This is a genomic window from Paenibacillus sp. TC-CSREp1, assembly GCF_050171015.1.
GTDB lineage: Bacteria > Bacillota > Bacilli > Paenibacillales > Paenibacillaceae > Paenibacillus > Paenibacillus silvae.
In genome coordinates this window covers 81,108-97,338 of the sequence record NZ_JBNOKM010000006.1, presented here as the reverse complement: position 1 = coordinate 97,338, position 16,231 = coordinate 81,108, and the positions used below count along the sequence as shown (strand labels likewise).

At 44.0% G+C, this 16,231-nt stretch carries 13 protein-coding genes; 11 read left to right on the top strand and 2 right to left on the bottom strand.

The window, feature by feature from the left end; translation table 11 throughout:
- Positions 1-30: 30 nt before the first annotated feature.
- Complete coding sequence (locus tag ACQSGY_RS10595) at positions 31-912, bottom strand: helix-turn-helix domain-containing protein (RefSeq protein ID WP_427051864.1); 882 nt, start codon at positions 910-912, stop codon at positions 31-33.
- 137 nt (positions 913-1,049) lie between these two features.
- Here ACQSGY_RS10595 and ACQSGY_RS10590 point away from each other — a divergent pair, with 137 nt between their 5' ends.
- The 7 genes from ACQSGY_RS10590 (at position 1,050) to ACQSGY_RS10560 (ending at position 11,357) form a co-directional block, all read left to right on the top strand.
- On the top strand, positions 1,050-3,773 hold the full coding sequence (locus ACQSGY_RS10590; RefSeq protein WP_427051863.1) for a family 78 glycoside hydrolase catalytic domain: 2,724 nt from the start codon (positions 1,050-1,052) through the stop codon (positions 3,771-3,773).
- A 99-nt stretch (positions 3,774-3,872) separates the two neighbouring features.
- On the top strand, positions 3,873-4,961 hold the full coding sequence (locus tag ACQSGY_RS10585; RefSeq protein WP_427051862.1) for an acyltransferase: 1,089 nt from the start codon (positions 3,873-3,875) through the stop codon (positions 4,959-4,961).
- Between the two features lie 520 nt (positions 4,962-5,481).
- Positions 5,482-5,787, top strand: coding sequence for a hypothetical protein (locus tag ACQSGY_RS10580; RefSeq protein WP_427051861.1), 306 nt, complete (start codon positions 5,482-5,484; stop codon positions 5,785-5,787).
- A 249-nt stretch (positions 5,788-6,036) separates the two neighbouring features.
- Complete coding sequence (licT, locus tag ACQSGY_RS10575; RefSeq protein ID WP_427052033.1) at positions 6,037-6,876, top strand: BglG family transcription antiterminator LicT; 840 nt, start codon at positions 6,037-6,039, stop codon at positions 6,874-6,876.
- A gap of 342 nt (positions 6,877-7,218) precedes the next feature.
- The gene (locus tag ACQSGY_RS10570) at positions 7,219-9,132 is read left to right on the top strand and encodes a beta-glucoside-specific PTS transporter subunit IIABC (protein ID WP_427051860.1); all 1,914 of its coding nucleotides are present in this window, start codon (positions 7,219-7,221) and stop codon (positions 9,130-9,132) included.
- Between the two features lie 71 nt (positions 9,133-9,203).
- A complete protein-coding gene (locus tag ACQSGY_RS10565; RefSeq protein ID WP_427051859.1) occupies positions 9,204-10,646 on the top strand; it encodes a 6-phospho-beta-glucosidase in 1,443 nt (480 codons plus the stop codon).
- 312 nt (positions 10,647-10,958) lie between these two features.
- A complete protein-coding gene (locus ACQSGY_RS10560) occupies positions 10,959-11,357 on the top strand; it encodes a RidA family protein (RefSeq protein WP_188590971.1) in 399 nt (132 codons plus the stop codon).
- A 124-nt stretch (positions 11,358-11,481) separates the two neighbouring features.
- Here ACQSGY_RS10560 and ACQSGY_RS10555 read toward each other — a convergent pair whose 3' ends face one another.
- Positions 11,482-12,642: a S8 family peptidase gene (locus tag ACQSGY_RS10555; RefSeq protein ID WP_145401342.1), complete on the bottom strand. Its 1,161-nt coding sequence runs from the start codon at positions 12,640-12,642 to the stop codon at positions 11,482-11,484.
- A 213-nt stretch (positions 12,643-12,855) separates the two neighbouring features.
- Between ACQSGY_RS10555 and ACQSGY_RS10550 the strand changes: the two genes are divergently transcribed.
- From ACQSGY_RS10550 to fabD, 4 genes are all read left to right on the top strand, one after another.
- On the top strand, positions 12,856-13,362 hold the full coding sequence (locus tag ACQSGY_RS10550; RefSeq protein WP_427051858.1) for a GNAT family N-acetyltransferase: 507 nt from the start codon (positions 12,856-12,858) through the stop codon (positions 13,360-13,362).
- Between the two features lie 17 nt (positions 13,363-13,379).
- Positions 13,380-13,838 (top strand): SMI1/KNR4 family protein, encoded by a 459-nt coding sequence (locus tag ACQSGY_RS10545; protein ID WP_427051857.1) that lies wholly within the window; start codon positions 13,380-13,382, stop codon positions 13,836-13,838.
- 52 nt (positions 13,839-13,890) lie between these two features.
- The gene (locus tag ACQSGY_RS10540; protein ID WP_145401348.1) at positions 13,891-14,745 is read left to right on the top strand and encodes a Cof-type HAD-IIB family hydrolase; all 855 of its coding nucleotides are present in this window, start codon (positions 13,891-13,893) and stop codon (positions 14,743-14,745) included.
- Positions 14,746-14,918: 173 nt separating this feature from the next.
- Positions 14,919-16,124, top strand: a complete 1,206-nt coding sequence (fabD, locus tag ACQSGY_RS10535) for an ACP S-malonyltransferase (protein ID WP_427051856.1) — start codon at positions 14,919-14,921, stop codon at positions 16,122-16,124.
- The last annotated feature ends 107 nt before the right edge of the window (positions 16,125-16,231 follow it).

Below are 16,231 nucleotides of genomic sequence, written 5' to 3'. Positions count from 1 at the left end.
TAACGGTACTAACGTATCCAGAGTAGAAAGTTATACTCTGGATTTTTTGCGATAAGCTAGCGGAGTCTCACCTGTTATTTTTTTGAAGGCAGCATGAAAGGAATCCATGTCCTGATAGCCAACCATTTCAGCGATCATACTTACTTTATGGTCGGTTTGCTTTAACAGTTCACAGCATTTTTGAATGCGTAGATGTTGAAAATATGATCCGAATGTCTGTCCGGTATAGCGGATAAACATTCTTCCGATCTTCTTTTCACTCCACCGGGATAGCTGTACCAAATTTTTCATTTGAATGCGTTCACTGAGGTGCTGCCTGAGATAAAGAAGCATGGCTTCCATGTCATGAGGGACGGGAGGATTGTGAGCGGAGTTCTGATCGTTCTCCTGTTGATTCTGTCTGTAAGTAATAATAATTAATTGGCTAACCAGCGTTTCTAACATGGCAAGAGAACCTGGACCGGGAACAGAAAATTCACGGTACAACTGTATCATTGTTTCTTCCAAACGACCGGAATGATCTGTTACGGAAACATAATGCTGCCGGTTCTGCTCCAGATCCATCAGATGCTGAATGAGGTACTCATCCCGAAGAATGTGTTTCAGTGAATGTATTAATTCTGAATTAAACAAACAGTTGTAGATAATCAAGGGGGTTTTTGCTGCATCCGTGCTTATAGGCCGAAAGACATGAGGGATTCCGACAGGAATGACAAATAACATGCCCTTGTTGACAGGCACAATATCATCACCGATATGGTGAAAACCTTTACCTTCTGCAACGTAACTGTATTCAATGAAATCATGGGTATGAAAAGGCATCACAAAGTTCTCAGAGCACCGATTGACGAATAACTGCAACGGAAGATTCAGAAAGGATTCGCTTTTCAATAGTTCCACAGACATTTTCATTTACAGTCTCTCCTTCGAACAGATGGCTGTATTGGCGGATGAAACAGTCCGTTTTACCGGACATTTCACACGAAAGAATTAATATAATTATATCGTAACCTGCCAACGGAAGCCATAATGGAGAGGATGAGCACAATATGTTAAAGGTTAATGACCTTCGCTGTGAATATCGAATGAATCCGATAGGATTGGATGTCCGGTCACCCCGACTGAGCTGGAAACTGGAATCGGATCAAAGGAACTGTATGCAGTTGTCTTATCAGGTTCAGCTGTCTCATGCACCCGATTTTGCAGTTATTGTATGGGATACACAAGAGTTGGAATCAGACCAGTCCGTTCATGTCGAGCTGGAAGGTTTTCAACCTGCTGCCCGAACAAGGTATTACTACCGGGTTCGGGTTCGGGATACAGTCGAAGAAGCATCAGAGTGGTCGGATACCGCTTTTTTTGAGATGGGCCGCATGGAACACAGCACGGAATGGACCGGGGAGTGGATTACAGCCAGCATATCCAGTGAACCTGACACTTCCTGTCCACGTATGCAGAAGTGCTTTCAGATTGTGAAACCTGTTCTCGCTGCAAGAATTTACGCTACGGCACTAGGACTGTATGAGCTACATCTGAATGATGCTCGGGTAGGTGATGCTTATTTTACGCCAGGCTGGACTACGTATAGTAAGCGTTTGCAATATCAAACTTATGATGTTACCCATCAGCTTCAGTCTGGAGACAATGTGCTTGGAGCTTACCTTGGGGATGGCTGGTATCGGGGATATCTTGGCTGGAATAAAGAACGGGAGATTTTTGGTTCCACATCTGCACTATTACTGGAGCTTCATATTCGATATGCTGACGGGTCTGAGGAAGTGATCGGTTCGAACGAAGAGTGGTCTGCTGCACCCAGTGCCATACGCATGTCGGATATTTATATGGGGGAAACCTATGATGCGCGTATGGAGAGTGACTGGGGGGATCAGTCCCGATGTGAATGGTCACCAGTTGAGGTTCTTGCCTATCCCAGGAACATGATCGTTGCGCAGGAAAATGTGCCTGTTACGAAGATGGAGCAGCTCCAACCGGCAGCTTTGCTGACAACACCGCAAGGGGAACGGGTGCTGGACATGGGACAGAACATGGTAGGCTGGATGAGATTCAGCATTGAGGGCAATGCAGGGCAGACGGTTGAGCTGCACCATGCCGAAATTCTGGATCACGAAGGGAATTTTTATGTTGACAATCTTCGTGCTGCAAAGCAAAGGATCCGATATACCCTTCATGGTCAGGGGGTGGAGACATATGAACCCCACTTTACATTTCAGGGCTTCCGTTATGTAAAATTAATTGGTTTTCCGGAAAAGGTTACTTTGGATCAGTTTACGGGAGTTGTACTGCATTCCAACATGGATCGTACAGGCGACTTTGCTTGCTCCAGCTCACTGGTCAATCAGCTCCATCATAATATTGTATGGGGACAGAAAGGGAATTTTCTTGACGTACCCACGGATTGTCCGCAGCGGGATGAGCGGCTGGGGTGGACGGGGGATGCACAAATGTTTATCAGAACCTCCGCATATCTGATGAACACGGCCCCCTTTTTTACGAAGTGGCTTCGGGATCTGCGAGCAGAGCAAGGTGAGGATGGGGGGGTACCGTTTTTTGTACCAGACCTGCGAAGCTCTACCTCTCAAGGCTGGGGAGATACAAGTCATTCCTCAGCTGCATGGGGGGATGCGGCCGTGATCTGTCCATGGGTTATATACGAAATGTATGGTGACGTGCGACTGCTCAAGGAGCAATATGAAAGTATGCAGAGATGGGTCACGTATATTTATGAGCAGGGTGAGAATGCTTTCCTCTGGAATACAGGCTTTCACTTTGGGGACTGGCTTGCACTGGATTCTAAATCAGGCAGCTATGTTGGCGCGACGGATATTCATTATGTGGCAACGGCATTTTACGCATACTCAGTTTCATTGACTCGCAAAGCTGCGGCTGCACTCGGCAAGTTGCAGGATGTAGATTATTATGATGAGCTGCATCGGAATATTGTGAAGGCGTTTCGAGACGAATATGTCACTCCTGCAGGCAGAATTGCAGTTCCCACTCAGACAGCACATGTACTAGCACTGCAGTTTGGTCTGCTGGAAACATCAGCTTGTACTCGTGCCGCTGCTCAATTGACTGAACTGTTAAAAGAAACACAAAACCATCTTACGACTGGATTTGTAGGTACTCCTTATCTGAATCCGGTACTAAGCGATATGGGCAGGAATGATCTGGCTTATGAATTATTATTGCAGGAAGATTACCCGTCCTGGCTTTACCAGGTAACCCAGGGAGCAACGACTGTGTGGGAACACTGGGACGGCATGAGGGAGGACGGAAGTCTGTGGAGTGCTGATATGAACTCGTTTAACCACTATGCTTATGGTGCTATTGGAGAGTGGTTATATCGTTACGTAGCAGGTATTCGGCCGGATGAGCAGGAGCCTGGTTTTAAAAAAGTACACATCAAGCCGCATCCGGGCCCGGGACTGGAATGGGCAGAAGCAAGCTATGAGAGCATGTATGGCAATGTACAGTCCAGCTGGCAACGGCAGGCGAATGGAGTACTGGAGCTCTGCGTTCAGGTTCCAGCCAATACAAGAGCTGAAGTGCGTCTGCCTAATGCGGATCGTCAAACAATTATGGAAAATGGCAGGCTGCTTGAAGATTCTCCCGAGATTCAAGTTTTGGAGAGTTCGGGCATGCATGTGGACCTGACTGTAGGCTCTGGAAACTATCGATTCATCTATAGCATCATTGAAGAAAAAGGTCATAAACACAGTTCAACCTTGTTTACTGAAAATACGAGAAATTAAGATTGTAATCTCCTCGCCAGCTGATTAAAATAAGATTTGGAATCTGGATTGCAGCCGGAAACTATCTTTCTACTATCAGTCACAAGTGAGGTTATATGTATGAGTCAACCGGTTGATCGACCACGGCGCATAGAGTATCTGGATCTCTACCGTGCAATTGCGATTATGGCAGTTGTGGCAATCCATGCAACATCAACAGCTGTTGCGCATTATCCAAAGAATACGTTTGATCATGATCTGTTTTACTTCTGGAATACGTTTTTACAATTTGCAGTGCCAGCCTTTCTATTTTTATCTTCCCTGGTGTTGTTTTACAACTACAATGCGAAGCTGAATGAGAAGGGCTGGGTGCGCTCTTTTTACAAAAAACGCATGTTTTACATATTCATTCCTTACGTTGCGTGGTCCTTCATTTATTTTGTCATTAAAAAGTGGCTGGCAGGCAAGGAACCAATCGAAGACAGTATGCAGCTTGTGCAGCAGTTAATATTGGGCACAGCTCATACGCATTTATACTTTTTTCTAATTATCCTTCAGTTTTATATCGTGTTTCCCTGGTTACTTGCCTTGACGAAAAAACCTTGGTTTAAGCGATATATGCCGCTGTATTTTATTGCAGGGCAAGCGCTGTTCTACGCCTTGCATTTACAATTTCATTTCGAACGAACCGGCAGCCTGTTGCCGAGTTATTTGATTGTCATTGGCTTTGGTGCATGGATCGGACTGAACTTTGATTCCATGATGAAACAAATGAATCGTTTCCGTTATCTATTATTAGGTGTGCTTTTAGGTGCAGGATCAGTATCGATGTATGCCACTGACACCATCAAAACAGCTTTGATGGAATGGCCAACGTTAACCTTTACGATCCTGTTTATCATTCGCAATGCGTTTACACTATCTGCTTGTTTGCTCTTGTTAATTGTAAGCGAACGAGTGGGCACAAGAAAACGGCGGAAGGAACAGAAGGCGGCTCGTTTAATGGACTCTCTGGGAACTGTAGCTTTTGGCATCTTTTTAATTCATCCTTTAATCCTGCTGTTCTGGAGACGTGAGCTTACGGATGATCTTGCCCGTCATTTCAGTTTGGGTATTGTATTATCTTACATCGCTGCACTGATGCTCTCCTGGTTATGTGCCGTAGGCTTGCGCCGATTGAAGTGGGGATGGGTACTCATCGGTCGTTAATTTTAGTCTAATTGGGCAAGGGAATTAGGTTAATAAGTATAAAGAGATTTTAAGCTCCTTTTGCGGAGAACTTGAAATCTCTTTTTTATTTGCGGCATAAAAGGTATGATGAGTAAATGTCCATTAAATAGAATTTATGGATGAACACGCGGTACTGCTGAGCCCATAAAGACATCTGGCGAGGAGGAAACATGTTGAAACTGAGGGAAACATCTGGTCGGATTATTCAGTTACGTAGAGCCTGGAGGCCGAAGTATCTGAACGGCTGGAGCGCAACAAAAGTGAGAACCGACTGCAGCATAAACCGACGAAACGTGATCTTGTCTGGTCTGAGCAGGAATTGTTCGATTCCATGAACTATAACCGTTTAAATTCCGAACCGGGTGAGATTACAGATGATGAACTTATCTTCGGATAAATAATACAAATATAAGTCCAGATCAAACCGCACGATTGATTCAGAAGTATTTTGGTTTGTAGTTTATTACATCTCATCAGATCATCCAAGAGGAGGAGAACGATGTACTTTTTTATGCTATTTCTGGTAGGTGTAGTATTATGTTTTTTGTTTCCTTATGGTCCTATGATCTTTGGGGGCATCATCTTTGCGGTGGTCATTGATCACTATCGCCAAACGTCATATATTCGTGAGGATATTCAGGAAATCAAAAACCATCTGAAATTAATGAACAAAGAAGAGCTGGAGGAGTATGAGATGGATCAGGATTATAAAAATGCAGATCGGATTCCATCGGAAAGAATGGATGTCATCAATCGCAAAATTGAGCTGGAACTAGAGCGGGAGAATAAAAACAAAAAAACATAACCTATTGTTCCTTGATGACAACATACTTTTGATAAAATGTTAAAAATCCATTTGCCTTGTATGCATTTTTGTTATGTGGATGGCAGGATGTGATTTTTATGTCATACAGTGAGTGTTTTGCTGTTGCATTCAGCAGTAAAATGTAATACCATGAACGCACATATAGTTCACATTGAAGAGATTAGGGCATGTCCAGAAACCTCAAGGCGCAGGTATGGTTTGCCTTTTTCTGTATATTGGAGTGATGAAGTGAAGATCGAGAAGGTGTTAAACAATAATGCGGTAGTAGCCATCAAAGATGAACAGGAAGTTATTGTTATTGGACGGGGGATCGCTTTCCAGAAACGGGCGGGCGATATGATCTCTGACCAGCATGTTGACAAGGTGTTTACTTTACAGAATGAAGATATTCAGGAAAACTTCAAGGCATTAATCGCGAGTATACCGCTTGAGTACATGAAAGTGTCTGAAGAGATCATAGACTATGCCAAACGGAAACTGGGCAAAAAGTTAAATGACAGCATCTATCTGCATCTGACAGATCATATTCATTTTGCTATTGAGCGCTACCGCAACAACCTTCCGATTCGCAATGGCTTGTTATGGGAGACCAAGCAGCTGTACAAGGACGAGTATGAAGTAGGACTTGAGGCGTTAAATATGATCTGTGATCAATTTGGAGTGCTTTTGCCTGAGGATGAGGCTGGCTTCATGGCGCTTCATTTTGTGAATGCTGCACTGAACGAAGAGATGCCTAACATTCGCAACATGACACAGGTGATGCAGGAGATTCTGACCATTATCAAATATCACTTCAAAATGGACTTTGATGAAAATGCGCTGAATTACACTCGTTTTGTGACTCACCTGAAGTTTTTCGCCCAGCGGCTGGTAAAGGGCAAGCACTACAAGAGCAACAATGACGACGAATTGTTTCAGATGATTCAGAAAAAGTATCCCGACGCACATAAGTGCTCTGAAAAAATCAAAAAATTCATTGAAAATAACTACACCTATCAACTGACTGACGAAGAGATGATGTATTTAACCATTCATATCGAGAGAGTAGTCAATGCGACTTCTGAATAATCATGCGGGTTAACTTAGTTAAATAAAAAAGTGCTTGCAATTGTAGTTCAGATGTACTATGATGATCCCAAGAAGTAAGCGCATACACGATCAATCGGATTGTAACTGTTCAATCAGGCAATTCCGGCTGTAAGGCTCCAGGATTGATCTCAGTGCTTGCCAAACATTTTAATTAAATACCAATGTGTACAGCCTTACAGGGTTGCAACCGTTAAGGGCAAAACCTGAATTGCTGAATAACATGACTGATTTCCGGATTTCCGGTACGTTGTGATTGTTCAGTAGTTCAGGTTTTATTTGTTTCACAGGCATGGGGAGTCTACTTAGAGAGGAAGAATGACAATGAGCAACTACGATCAATTGGCAAAAGACATTCTGTCACGTGTAGGTGGTCGTGAGAATGTAAACAGCGTATTTCATTGTGTGACAAGACTGCGGTTTAAACTGAAAGATGAAAGCGTAGCCAAAACGGAAGAACTTAAAAATCTGCCGGGAGTCATTACGGTAATGCAGAGTGGTGGGCAATATCAGGTCGTTATCGGCAATGAAGTGCCTGATGTATATAAAGCAGTGGTTAAAGCGGGTAATTTCCCGACGGAAGGACAGGTTGAGGAATCTGCGGATAATTCGGGTAAAAAAGTGGGATTGTTCAGTCGATTTATTGATATGATCTCGGGTGTATTTACGCCTTTGCTGGGATTGCTGGCAGCAACGGGGATGATCAAAGGTTTCAACGAGATGTTTGTGGCCTTCGGCTGGATCACGCAGGATTCAGGTACGTATCAGCTGCTGAAAGCAACCGGAGACTGTCTGTTCTATTTCTTCCCGATCTTCCTGGGTTATACGGCAATCAAAAAATTCGGTGGTTCCCCATTCCTCGGTATGGCCATCGGTGCTTCTCTCGTATATCCGACGTTGGCCGGACTTAAAACAGGCGATCCACTGTACACCTTGTTTACGGGCACATTGTTCGAATCACCGATTCACATTACGTTCCTGGGTATGCCCGTTATTTTGATGGAGTACTCTTCATCCGTTATTCCGATCATTATCGCTACATTTGTAGCTGTAAGGTTGGAAAGATTCTTTAAAAACGTAATTCCTAAAGTAGTAAGCACATTCCTTGTGCCATTCTTCACCTTACTGGTTATTGTTCCGGCAACATTCCTCGTTATTGGTCCGATCTCTACATGGGCAGGACAGTTGATTGGTGCTGGAGCAACCAACATTTATGAATTGAGTCCGATCGTTACGGGATTGATTATCGGCGGGTTATGGCAGGTATTCGTATTGTTCGGACTTCACTGGGGACTGGTTCCGGTTGCGCTTCTCAACCTCAGTACGTCAGGCGCTGATCCAGTTGTCGCGATGTCCTTTGCCGCTTCATTTGCTCAAATTGGTGCAGTACTTGCGGTATTACTCAGAACAAAAAATACGAAGATCAAATCACTTAGTATTCCAGCATTTATCTCGGGTATATTTGGGGTAACCGAGCCTGCTATTTACGGTGTTACACTGCCGTTGAAAAAACCATTTATTATGAGCTGTATTGCGGGTGGTATCGGAGGAGGAATTCTAGGATATGCTGGTTCAAAAATTTATATGATTGGCGGACTTGGCGTATTCGGTTATCCAACTTTTATTAACAAAGAAGTCGGTTTGGATTCCTCATTCTACATGGCAATTGTTTCAACGCTGGTTGCTTTTGTGCTTGGTTTCATCCTGACTTATATTGTTGGCTTCAAAGATCCAGTTGAAAAAACAGCTGCGCCGGCACCTGTTCTTGATCCGAATCCAAACAACCGTTTTGAAATTGTAAGCCCAATGGCGGGTGAAGTGGTTGAACTGAAAGAAATTAATGACGTTACATTTGCAGGAGAGCACATGGGTAAAGGCATTGCGATTCGTCCTGTCAGCGGCAGAGTTGTATCTCCGATCACAGGTGTTGTACAAACGGTATATCGTACGAAACATGCAATCGGTCTTGTATCGGATGATGGTGTTGAGATGTTGATTCATATCGGTCAGGATACCGTTCAATTGAAAGGTCAGCATTTCACTGCACATGTGAAGGATGGCGACCGTGTCAATGCAGGTGATCTGATTATGGAGTTTGACCTTCAAGCGATCAAAGATGCAGGTTATGAGACAATTACTCCAATTATTGTTGCCAATACTCCTAATTATCTGGATGTTGTCGCTACCAAAACGGCAAGTGTGAACGAGCAGGATAAGCTGCTGACTGTACTGAGCTAATTGAAAGGCTCTTATCTGATCTGACGAATCCGATCGTAAACACCCATCGCGAATATAGGAGGAATACCTCAATGTTTGAACAACTAAAGTCCTTCCCGGAGAATTTTCTCTGGGGAGGAGCAACAGCCGCCAATCAGTTGGAGGGTGCTTATCTTGAAGGAGGAAAAGGGTTAACAACCGTTGACCTGATTCCGATTGGCGCGAATCGTTTTCCGATTGCACTCGGCAACCTGGATTCATTTGAACCCAAAGAAGGAGAGTTTTATCCTTCACATGAAGCGATTGATTTTTATCATCGGTATAAGGAAGATATTGCGTTATTTGCTGAAATGGGATTCAAGTGTCTCAGGCTTTCGGTAGCCTGGGCACGGATTTTTCCGAATGGCGATGATGCCGAGCCGAATGAAGCGGGACTTCAGTTCTATGATGACGTTTTTGACGAGCTGCTGAAGCATAACATTGAACCCGTCGTAACGATCTGCCACTTTGATGTACCTGTAAGTCTGGTGAAAAATTATGGCGGATGGAAAAATCGCAAGATGGTCACTTTTTTTGAGACCTATGCAAAAACACTGTTTAATCGCTACAAAGATAAAGTGAAATATTGGATGACATTTAACGAGATTAATATGTTGCTTCATCTGCCTTATATCGGCGCAGGAATCGTGCTTGAGGAAGGTGAAGACAAGGAACAGGTTTTGTATCAAGCGGCTCACCACGAGTTGGTTGCAAGTGCGCTGGCGGTGAAAGCTTGTCACGAGATCATTCCGAGTGCGCAGATTGGATGTATGCTGGCAGCGGGTATGGTCTATCCGTATAGCTCACATCCGGAAGATGTATGGAAGGCGATGGATAAGGATCGCGAATCCTTCTTTTTCATCGATGTACAATCCAAGGGGGAATACCCGGGATACACGAAGCGGTTTTTCAGAGAAAATAATATCCGCATTGATATGCAGCCGGAAGATGCCGACATTTTGAAGCAGCATACGGTCGATTATATCGGTTTCAGCTACTACGCAAGTCGCTGTACAAGTGCTGATCCTGAAGTGCTGAAGAACTCTACAGAGGGTAATGTGTTTGGTTCGGTGAAGAATCCGTATCTTGAAGCATCGGAATGGGGCTGGACCATAGATCCCAAAGGGCTTCGCATCACATGCAACCAGCTGCATGACCGGTACGGCAAACCGCTATTTATTGTAGAAAATGGTCTCGGTGCAACCGATGTATTGCTGGACGATGATACGGTTGAAGATGACTATCGCATTGCCTATCTGAACAGCCACTTTGCCGAGATGGCGGAGGCGATTCAGGACGGTGTTGAGCTGATCGGTTACACCAGCTGGGGACCAATTGATCTGGTTAGCGCAGGCACGGGAGAGATGAAAAAACGTTATGGCTACATCTATGTAGACAGAAATAATGATGGAAGCGGAACGCTTCGTCGTGTGAGAAAGAAAAGCTTCCATTGGTACAAAGAAGTTATCGCAAGCAATGGTGCACAATATTTCTGATTTAAGGTGTTTACTCCTGAACGTAGACAAAGAACATTCTCGTTATGACGGGATGTTCTTTGTTTGGTAAGCCACAAGTTTGACCTGTGATAGAGTATTTTATATAATTTATTAATGTAGAAAATCTTGTCAACTAAGAAGGAGGGAGTAACCTGTCATGAAGAAAAAATCACTTGCGTTTATCTCTTCCGGATATGGATACTCCACTTCGGTATTTTTCTAGAATTCATTATTACGGGAGAAGTCTGCCCAAATGCATATGAACATGAAGAAAAACCGTAGAAAAATCTTAGGAATGATGAGGTAATCCATATGACAAATGAAAAAATCATTAGAAAAAATCCATCCAATATGCCGGCACCAGTAGGGAATTACACGCATATCACAAGGATTCCAAGAAATGCAGAGTTGTTCGTGACATCAGGGCAAGTTGGAGTGGATGTGAATGGGCAATTTCCAGATACACTCAATGAACAAGTCACCAATACCTTTAACAATATTAAAACCGTACTGCAATCTGAGGGATTGCATGCTGAGCATATTATCAAAGTCAACGTATGGGCAACCGAAAAGATTGATTGGGATTACCTGTACGCCGAGTGGGATCAACTATTTCAATATGATTATCCCGCGATGACCATCGCTTATATTACTGAGTTAGGCCTGCCCGACATTAAGATTGAAATTGAAATTTGGGCAGCAAAACCGTAAAACAAAAAAAGTTATCTAATAGAACTATGGAGCGTCTATTGAATAGAAGCTCCATAGTTTTTCATTTATTTGTGTACTGCTGCCAGAGTGACACCATTCGTTCATCTGCTTGAGCGGATGGAGCTCAGGGTACCTGCAAACTCTGATATGCATTGAGTCTTCCATAAGTCCAATAGATGCCGGAACCCGAGATCGGATCGGAGGCGAAGCATAACGCATCTCGAATCTGGGCATTGTTTTTGCCCCTCGCGGCGAGCAGTGCTGCTGCGCCCGCGACTTGCGGAGCTGCCATGGAGGTTCCACTAAGATAGGCATATGAGCTGCCCAGATACGTGGAGAGGATCGCATCGCCCGGCGCAGCCATATCGACCCAGGAGCCATAATTGGAAAAGTTGGATTTAAGATCATACGAATTGGTGGAGGCAACCGCAATGACGTTAGGGTATGAAGCAGGAACGATGGGGTATGATGTGTTATCATTGCCTGCTGCCGCAATAATCACGGCTCCGCGCTCCCATGCATACTGAACAGCAGCTTGAAGGAACGCATCTCCCATTGGTCCGCCCAGGCTGAGATTCACGACTTGAACTCCATTGTTGGCTGCAAACACAAGCCCGTTGCCCACGTTGCCAATAGTTCCTTGGCCGTTGTTATCCAGCACTCGAATCGGCACGATGGAAGCAAGCGGTGCTGTACCCGCGATGCCAACGCCATTGTTGGTTATGGAAGCAGCGATGCCAGCGACATGTGTGCCATGGCCGTTTCCGTCCTCGGGAATATTGTCATAATCGACGTAGTCATAACCGGGCAGCAGCTTGGCCGCAAGTTCGGGATGATTCAATTGCACACCTGTGTCAATGATCGCAATTTTAATTGAGTTGTTGCTCTGGTTAATATCCCATGCAGCAGGGGCATTAATTTTGGTCAGATTGTACTGGTAAGGGAAGAATGGGTCGTTGGGTATAAATGAAGCTTCAACGAGATAGTTGGGATGTACATGTTCAATGAGCTCATGATCCTTGTATAGTTTGAGCATGCGATGCATTTTTTTGCGAGATTCGATTCGATACCACCCCAGATCCTCATAGGTTTCGGCCACTTTGCATTTGTTTTTCCGATGAAGGGTGTGCATCTGATCGGCGGTTGTACCTTCCTTGAACTTGAGCAGCAGCTGGTGAGGAGCATGAGGATGGAACTTACTTGCAGCCTTCTGATCTGCATATCGAAGGGTGAACCAGATGGAGATCAAAAGGATAACTGCTGTGATGCCAAGCGATAACCACATAATTGGTTTACCCCTTTCTGAATTGGTTGCTGATACGCCTTATCGTATGCGGAGTCTATCAGAATGCGCGGGCCTTCTCTCAAAATGGTCGGGAGTATAGACTGATTGATAGTTTTATTTGACTCGTAATGATAGGTTCGTCTGAATTGGTTAAGAAGAGAGCAGCATCTCAAACAGAGAATGGAGGGAAGTGACTTTTTGTCAGAAGTTCACATGAAACCTGTAGTAAAGCCTGTCCAGTCCCACGAGATTGAGGAGGCGATCGAATTTGCCATGCGTGTACGCGGTGAGGTTTTTCCCATGATAGATCCGAGCGTATTACCTAAAGATTTTCAACAGTTTACAGAACATTATCTGGATCGTAACGATTCCATTTTTCTTGTTGCCCGGTTGGGCGAAACAGGCATTGTCGGTTCCATCGGCATTACGCCATATGACGGACGAATTCAGGCTATTGAAGGCCGTTACCCGGCTCCTACCGCAGCTGAAATTGTAAAATGTTATGTTGATCCTGCCTACCGCAGGCATGGCATCGGTTCACTGTTAGTACAAGAATTGCAACAAATTGTAACCAGAATGCGATATACAACGTTATATCTGCATACCCATCGTTTTCTGCCTGGAGCTGTGGATTTCTGGGAACGTCAAGGATTTGCGTTAATTGCAGAAGAAGAAAATGAATGGCAAATCGTGCATATGGATAAACCCATCAATTTTTAGATTGGAGAGATGTATGAATGTACACAAGTCTGACTGAGAAACTGGCCCACACAAAGGCGCTAAAATGGTTTCCAAACCATCAGGTTCAGGAAAGCTGGATCGTTGAAGTTGAACAGGAACTTGGTTTTTCATTACCTCCTTCCTACCGATGGTGGCTTCTGAATTATGGGCAAGCGCTGTTAAGCGGGACAGCAATTCTAACCATTACTTCATCAGAGCACAGAGAGTACACGGATACGGACATTCTATATATCTATCGACTTGCAGATGAACAGACAAAGCAGGAAGGAAAACTGGAACTGTTTATCCCGGATGAGGATGAATATTACTATTTTGATACTCGAACAACTGATGAACGTGGGGAATTTAAGGTGATGCGTCTGGATTATTTTAATGGAGAGCCTGAAGTGTATGCGGATTCTTTTGCCGAATTTCTAGAAAAGTTGATTGATCAACGAACACCACGGAACGCGTAGTAAAGTGAATCGAACAGTTTAAAACAGAGAATGCAATTGGGGGAAAAGACAGATGAACAGCATAACACGAAAAATCGTATTTATTGATATTGATGGAACTTTGGTTGATGATGACGGCAGCATTCCTGTGTCTGCACAAGAAGCGTGTAAACAAGCGCGCAAGAATGGACACCTGTTGTATTTGTGCACGGGGCGCTCCAAAGCCGAGATCTATGATTCAATCTGGGAGATTGGTTTTGATGGATTAATCGGGGCAGGCGGAGGATATGTAGAGTACGGCTCTGACGTTTTATATCACAAAAAAGTAACAGCTGAAGATGTGCGGCATATGGTCGATTTCTTCAATGAACACGGCATTGACTTCTACCTTGAATCCAACTCGGCTTTGTATGCCAGCAGTAATCTTCAAGCTCATCTGGAGCGTCGAATCTATGGTGATGTCGAGAATGATCCGGTCGCACGGGAGAAAAAAGAAACGAAACCACATCCTTTCATTGCTGGCTTAACATATGGTGAAGCCGATCTGTATAAGGACGATGTCAACAAGGTTTGTTTTCTGGAAAGTCCTATCATTCCGTTTGAGCGGATCAAGCAGGAGTTTGAGGGCAAGTTTGAAGTCATTCAGTGTACGGTACCTGTCTTTGGCGAGGGCAGCGGGGAGCTGATGATCCCGGGTATTCACAAAGCCATTGCGATTGCCGACCTGCTGGAGCATTTGGGCATGTCGCGGGAAGATACACTGGCGATTGGTGATGGCATGAATGATGCCGAGATGCTGGAATTCTGTGCGGTAGGTATTGCAATGGGTAACGCCAAACCGGGTCTGAAAGCCATCGCTGACGACGTCACAGCCTCTGTGGAAGAAGACGGATTGTATCATAGCTTTGTAAAGCATGGCTTGATCTGACTTGGCCAGATCAAGAAGAAACAGGCATCTCCGCTTTGGAGATGTCTATTTTTTATGTCTATGTGTATTGCATATCTTACCATGAAAGTTTAATATGAATTTTGAAAACAAGGTATTTATTGGTATTTATTTAAATTGAAGAAAAATAAAATTGAATACATGGAGGATGCCGCATGAGTAATGTTGCTCTTTTGTTTCCTGGACAGGGCTCTCAGATCATCGGGATGGGAAGAGACTTCTGGAATCATTTTGATGTAGCCAGGTGTTTATTTGAAGAAGCTGGTGAGGCTATTTCTTTTGATTTAAAAAAGCTGTGCTTTCAAGGAAACATAGATGATTTGACATTGACGATGAACGCTCAGCCAGCACTCTTAACGGTGAGTGTTATTGCGTTTCAGGTGTATATGCAGGAGATCGGGACAAAGCCTGCTTTCATGGCCGGGCATAGCTTGGGAGAATATTCGGCACTTGTCTGCGCAGGCGTTCTATCTTTTCATGATGCGGTTCGTCTTGTAAGACAACGAGGCATTCTGATGCACAATGCAGATCCATACCAGCAAGGGACTATGGCAGCTATTTCAAACCTTCCGATCCGTACGCTGCAGGAAATATGCGAAGAAGTCTCTACAAGTCAACATCCTGTCTGTGTTGCTTGTATAAACACGGATCAGCAGTTTGTCATTTCCGGTCATCGCCAAGCCATACAGAAGGTGTTAAAAAGAACCGAATGTATGGGGATAAAGCATGCTTACCTGCAGGTATCCGGTCCATATCATTCTCCCATGATGCAAAGTGCCGCAAAACAATTCAAAGCACAATTGAGTCAATATCCATATCATGCTGCTGAATGTCCCATTATTTCAAATGTAACAGCGAGGCCATATCAGTCGGATCACTCTGTTGTGGATTACTTAAACAGGCAGATGACTGAGCCGGTAAGGTGGTTAGAATCAATGCACTATCTAATGGAGAATGGGGTTACAGAGGTCATTGAACTGGGTTCCAAACAGGTATTGGGGAGTTTTATGAATAGAATAACGAAAGATATTGTGCCTTATTGTTTAGGTCAGCCTTCCGATCTAACGACACTTGCCAATGCAGAGTTAAGAAAAAATAAACGCTTATCAGTAGGCAAAAACAAGTTGTCTCGACTGATGACCATGGCACTTACCTCACGGAATTATAGTCAAGATTCAACAGCATACAACAACACAGTTAAGCCATTGTTTTCTGAATTACAGCAGCTGCAAGATCGATTAGCCCATGATAGCCGTAATCTTAGCGAAAAAGATATCTATGTTTCAATTGAACTGTGTCATTCCATTCTTGCAGCGAAACAGCATCCAAAACACAGAAATGCAATAATGAATACGATCTAGCGGAATTTATGTACTCTTCGTATTATATTCCAGGCTGTCGCATACTTAGACAGCCTGTTTGGCGTTTAATCCATTCCTGAGCTATCAAAAAGGTGAAGGGGAATATA

Coding starts and splice junctions, on each gene's coding strand:
- ACQSGY_RS10570 (WP_427051860.1), top strand. CDS start 7,219: ATGAGCAACTACGATCAATTGGCAAAAGACATTCTGTCACGTGTAGGT.
- ACQSGY_RS10545 (WP_427051857.1), top strand. CDS start 13,380: ATGTACACAAGTCTGACTGAGAAACTGGCCCACACAAAGGCGCTAAAA.
- ACQSGY_RS10595 (WP_427051864.1), bottom strand. CDS start 912: ATGAAAATGTCTGTGGAACTATTGAAAAGCGAATCCTTTCTGAATCTT.
- ACQSGY_RS10555 (WP_145401342.1), bottom strand. CDS start 12,642: ATGTGGTTATCGCTTGGCATCACAGCAGTTATCCTTTTGATCTCCATC.
- ACQSGY_RS10590 (WP_427051863.1), top strand. CDS start 1,050: ATGTTAAAGGTTAATGACCTTCGCTGTGAATATCGAATGAATCCGATA.
- ACQSGY_RS10585 (WP_427051862.1), top strand. CDS start 3,873: ATGAGTCAACCGGTTGATCGACCACGGCGCATAGAGTATCTGGATCTC.
- fabD (WP_427051856.1), top strand. CDS start 14,919: ATGAGTAATGTTGCTCTTTTGTTTCCTGGACAGGGCTCTCAGATCATC.
- ACQSGY_RS10560 (WP_188590971.1), top strand. CDS start 10,959: ATGACAAATGAAAAAATCATTAGAAAAAATCCATCCAATATGCCGGCA.
- ACQSGY_RS10580 (WP_427051861.1), top strand. CDS start 5,482: ATGTACTTTTTTATGCTATTTCTGGTAGGTGTAGTATTATGTTTTTTG.
- ACQSGY_RS10565 (WP_427051859.1), top strand. CDS start 9,204: ATGTTTGAACAACTAAAGTCCTTCCCGGAGAATTTTCTCTGGGGAGGA.
- ACQSGY_RS10540 (WP_145401348.1), top strand. CDS start 13,891: ATGAACAGCATAACACGAAAAATCGTATTTATTGATATTGATGGAACT.
- ACQSGY_RS10550 (WP_427051858.1), top strand. CDS start 12,856: ATGAAACCTGTAGTAAAGCCTGTCCAGTCCCACGAGATTGAGGAGGCG.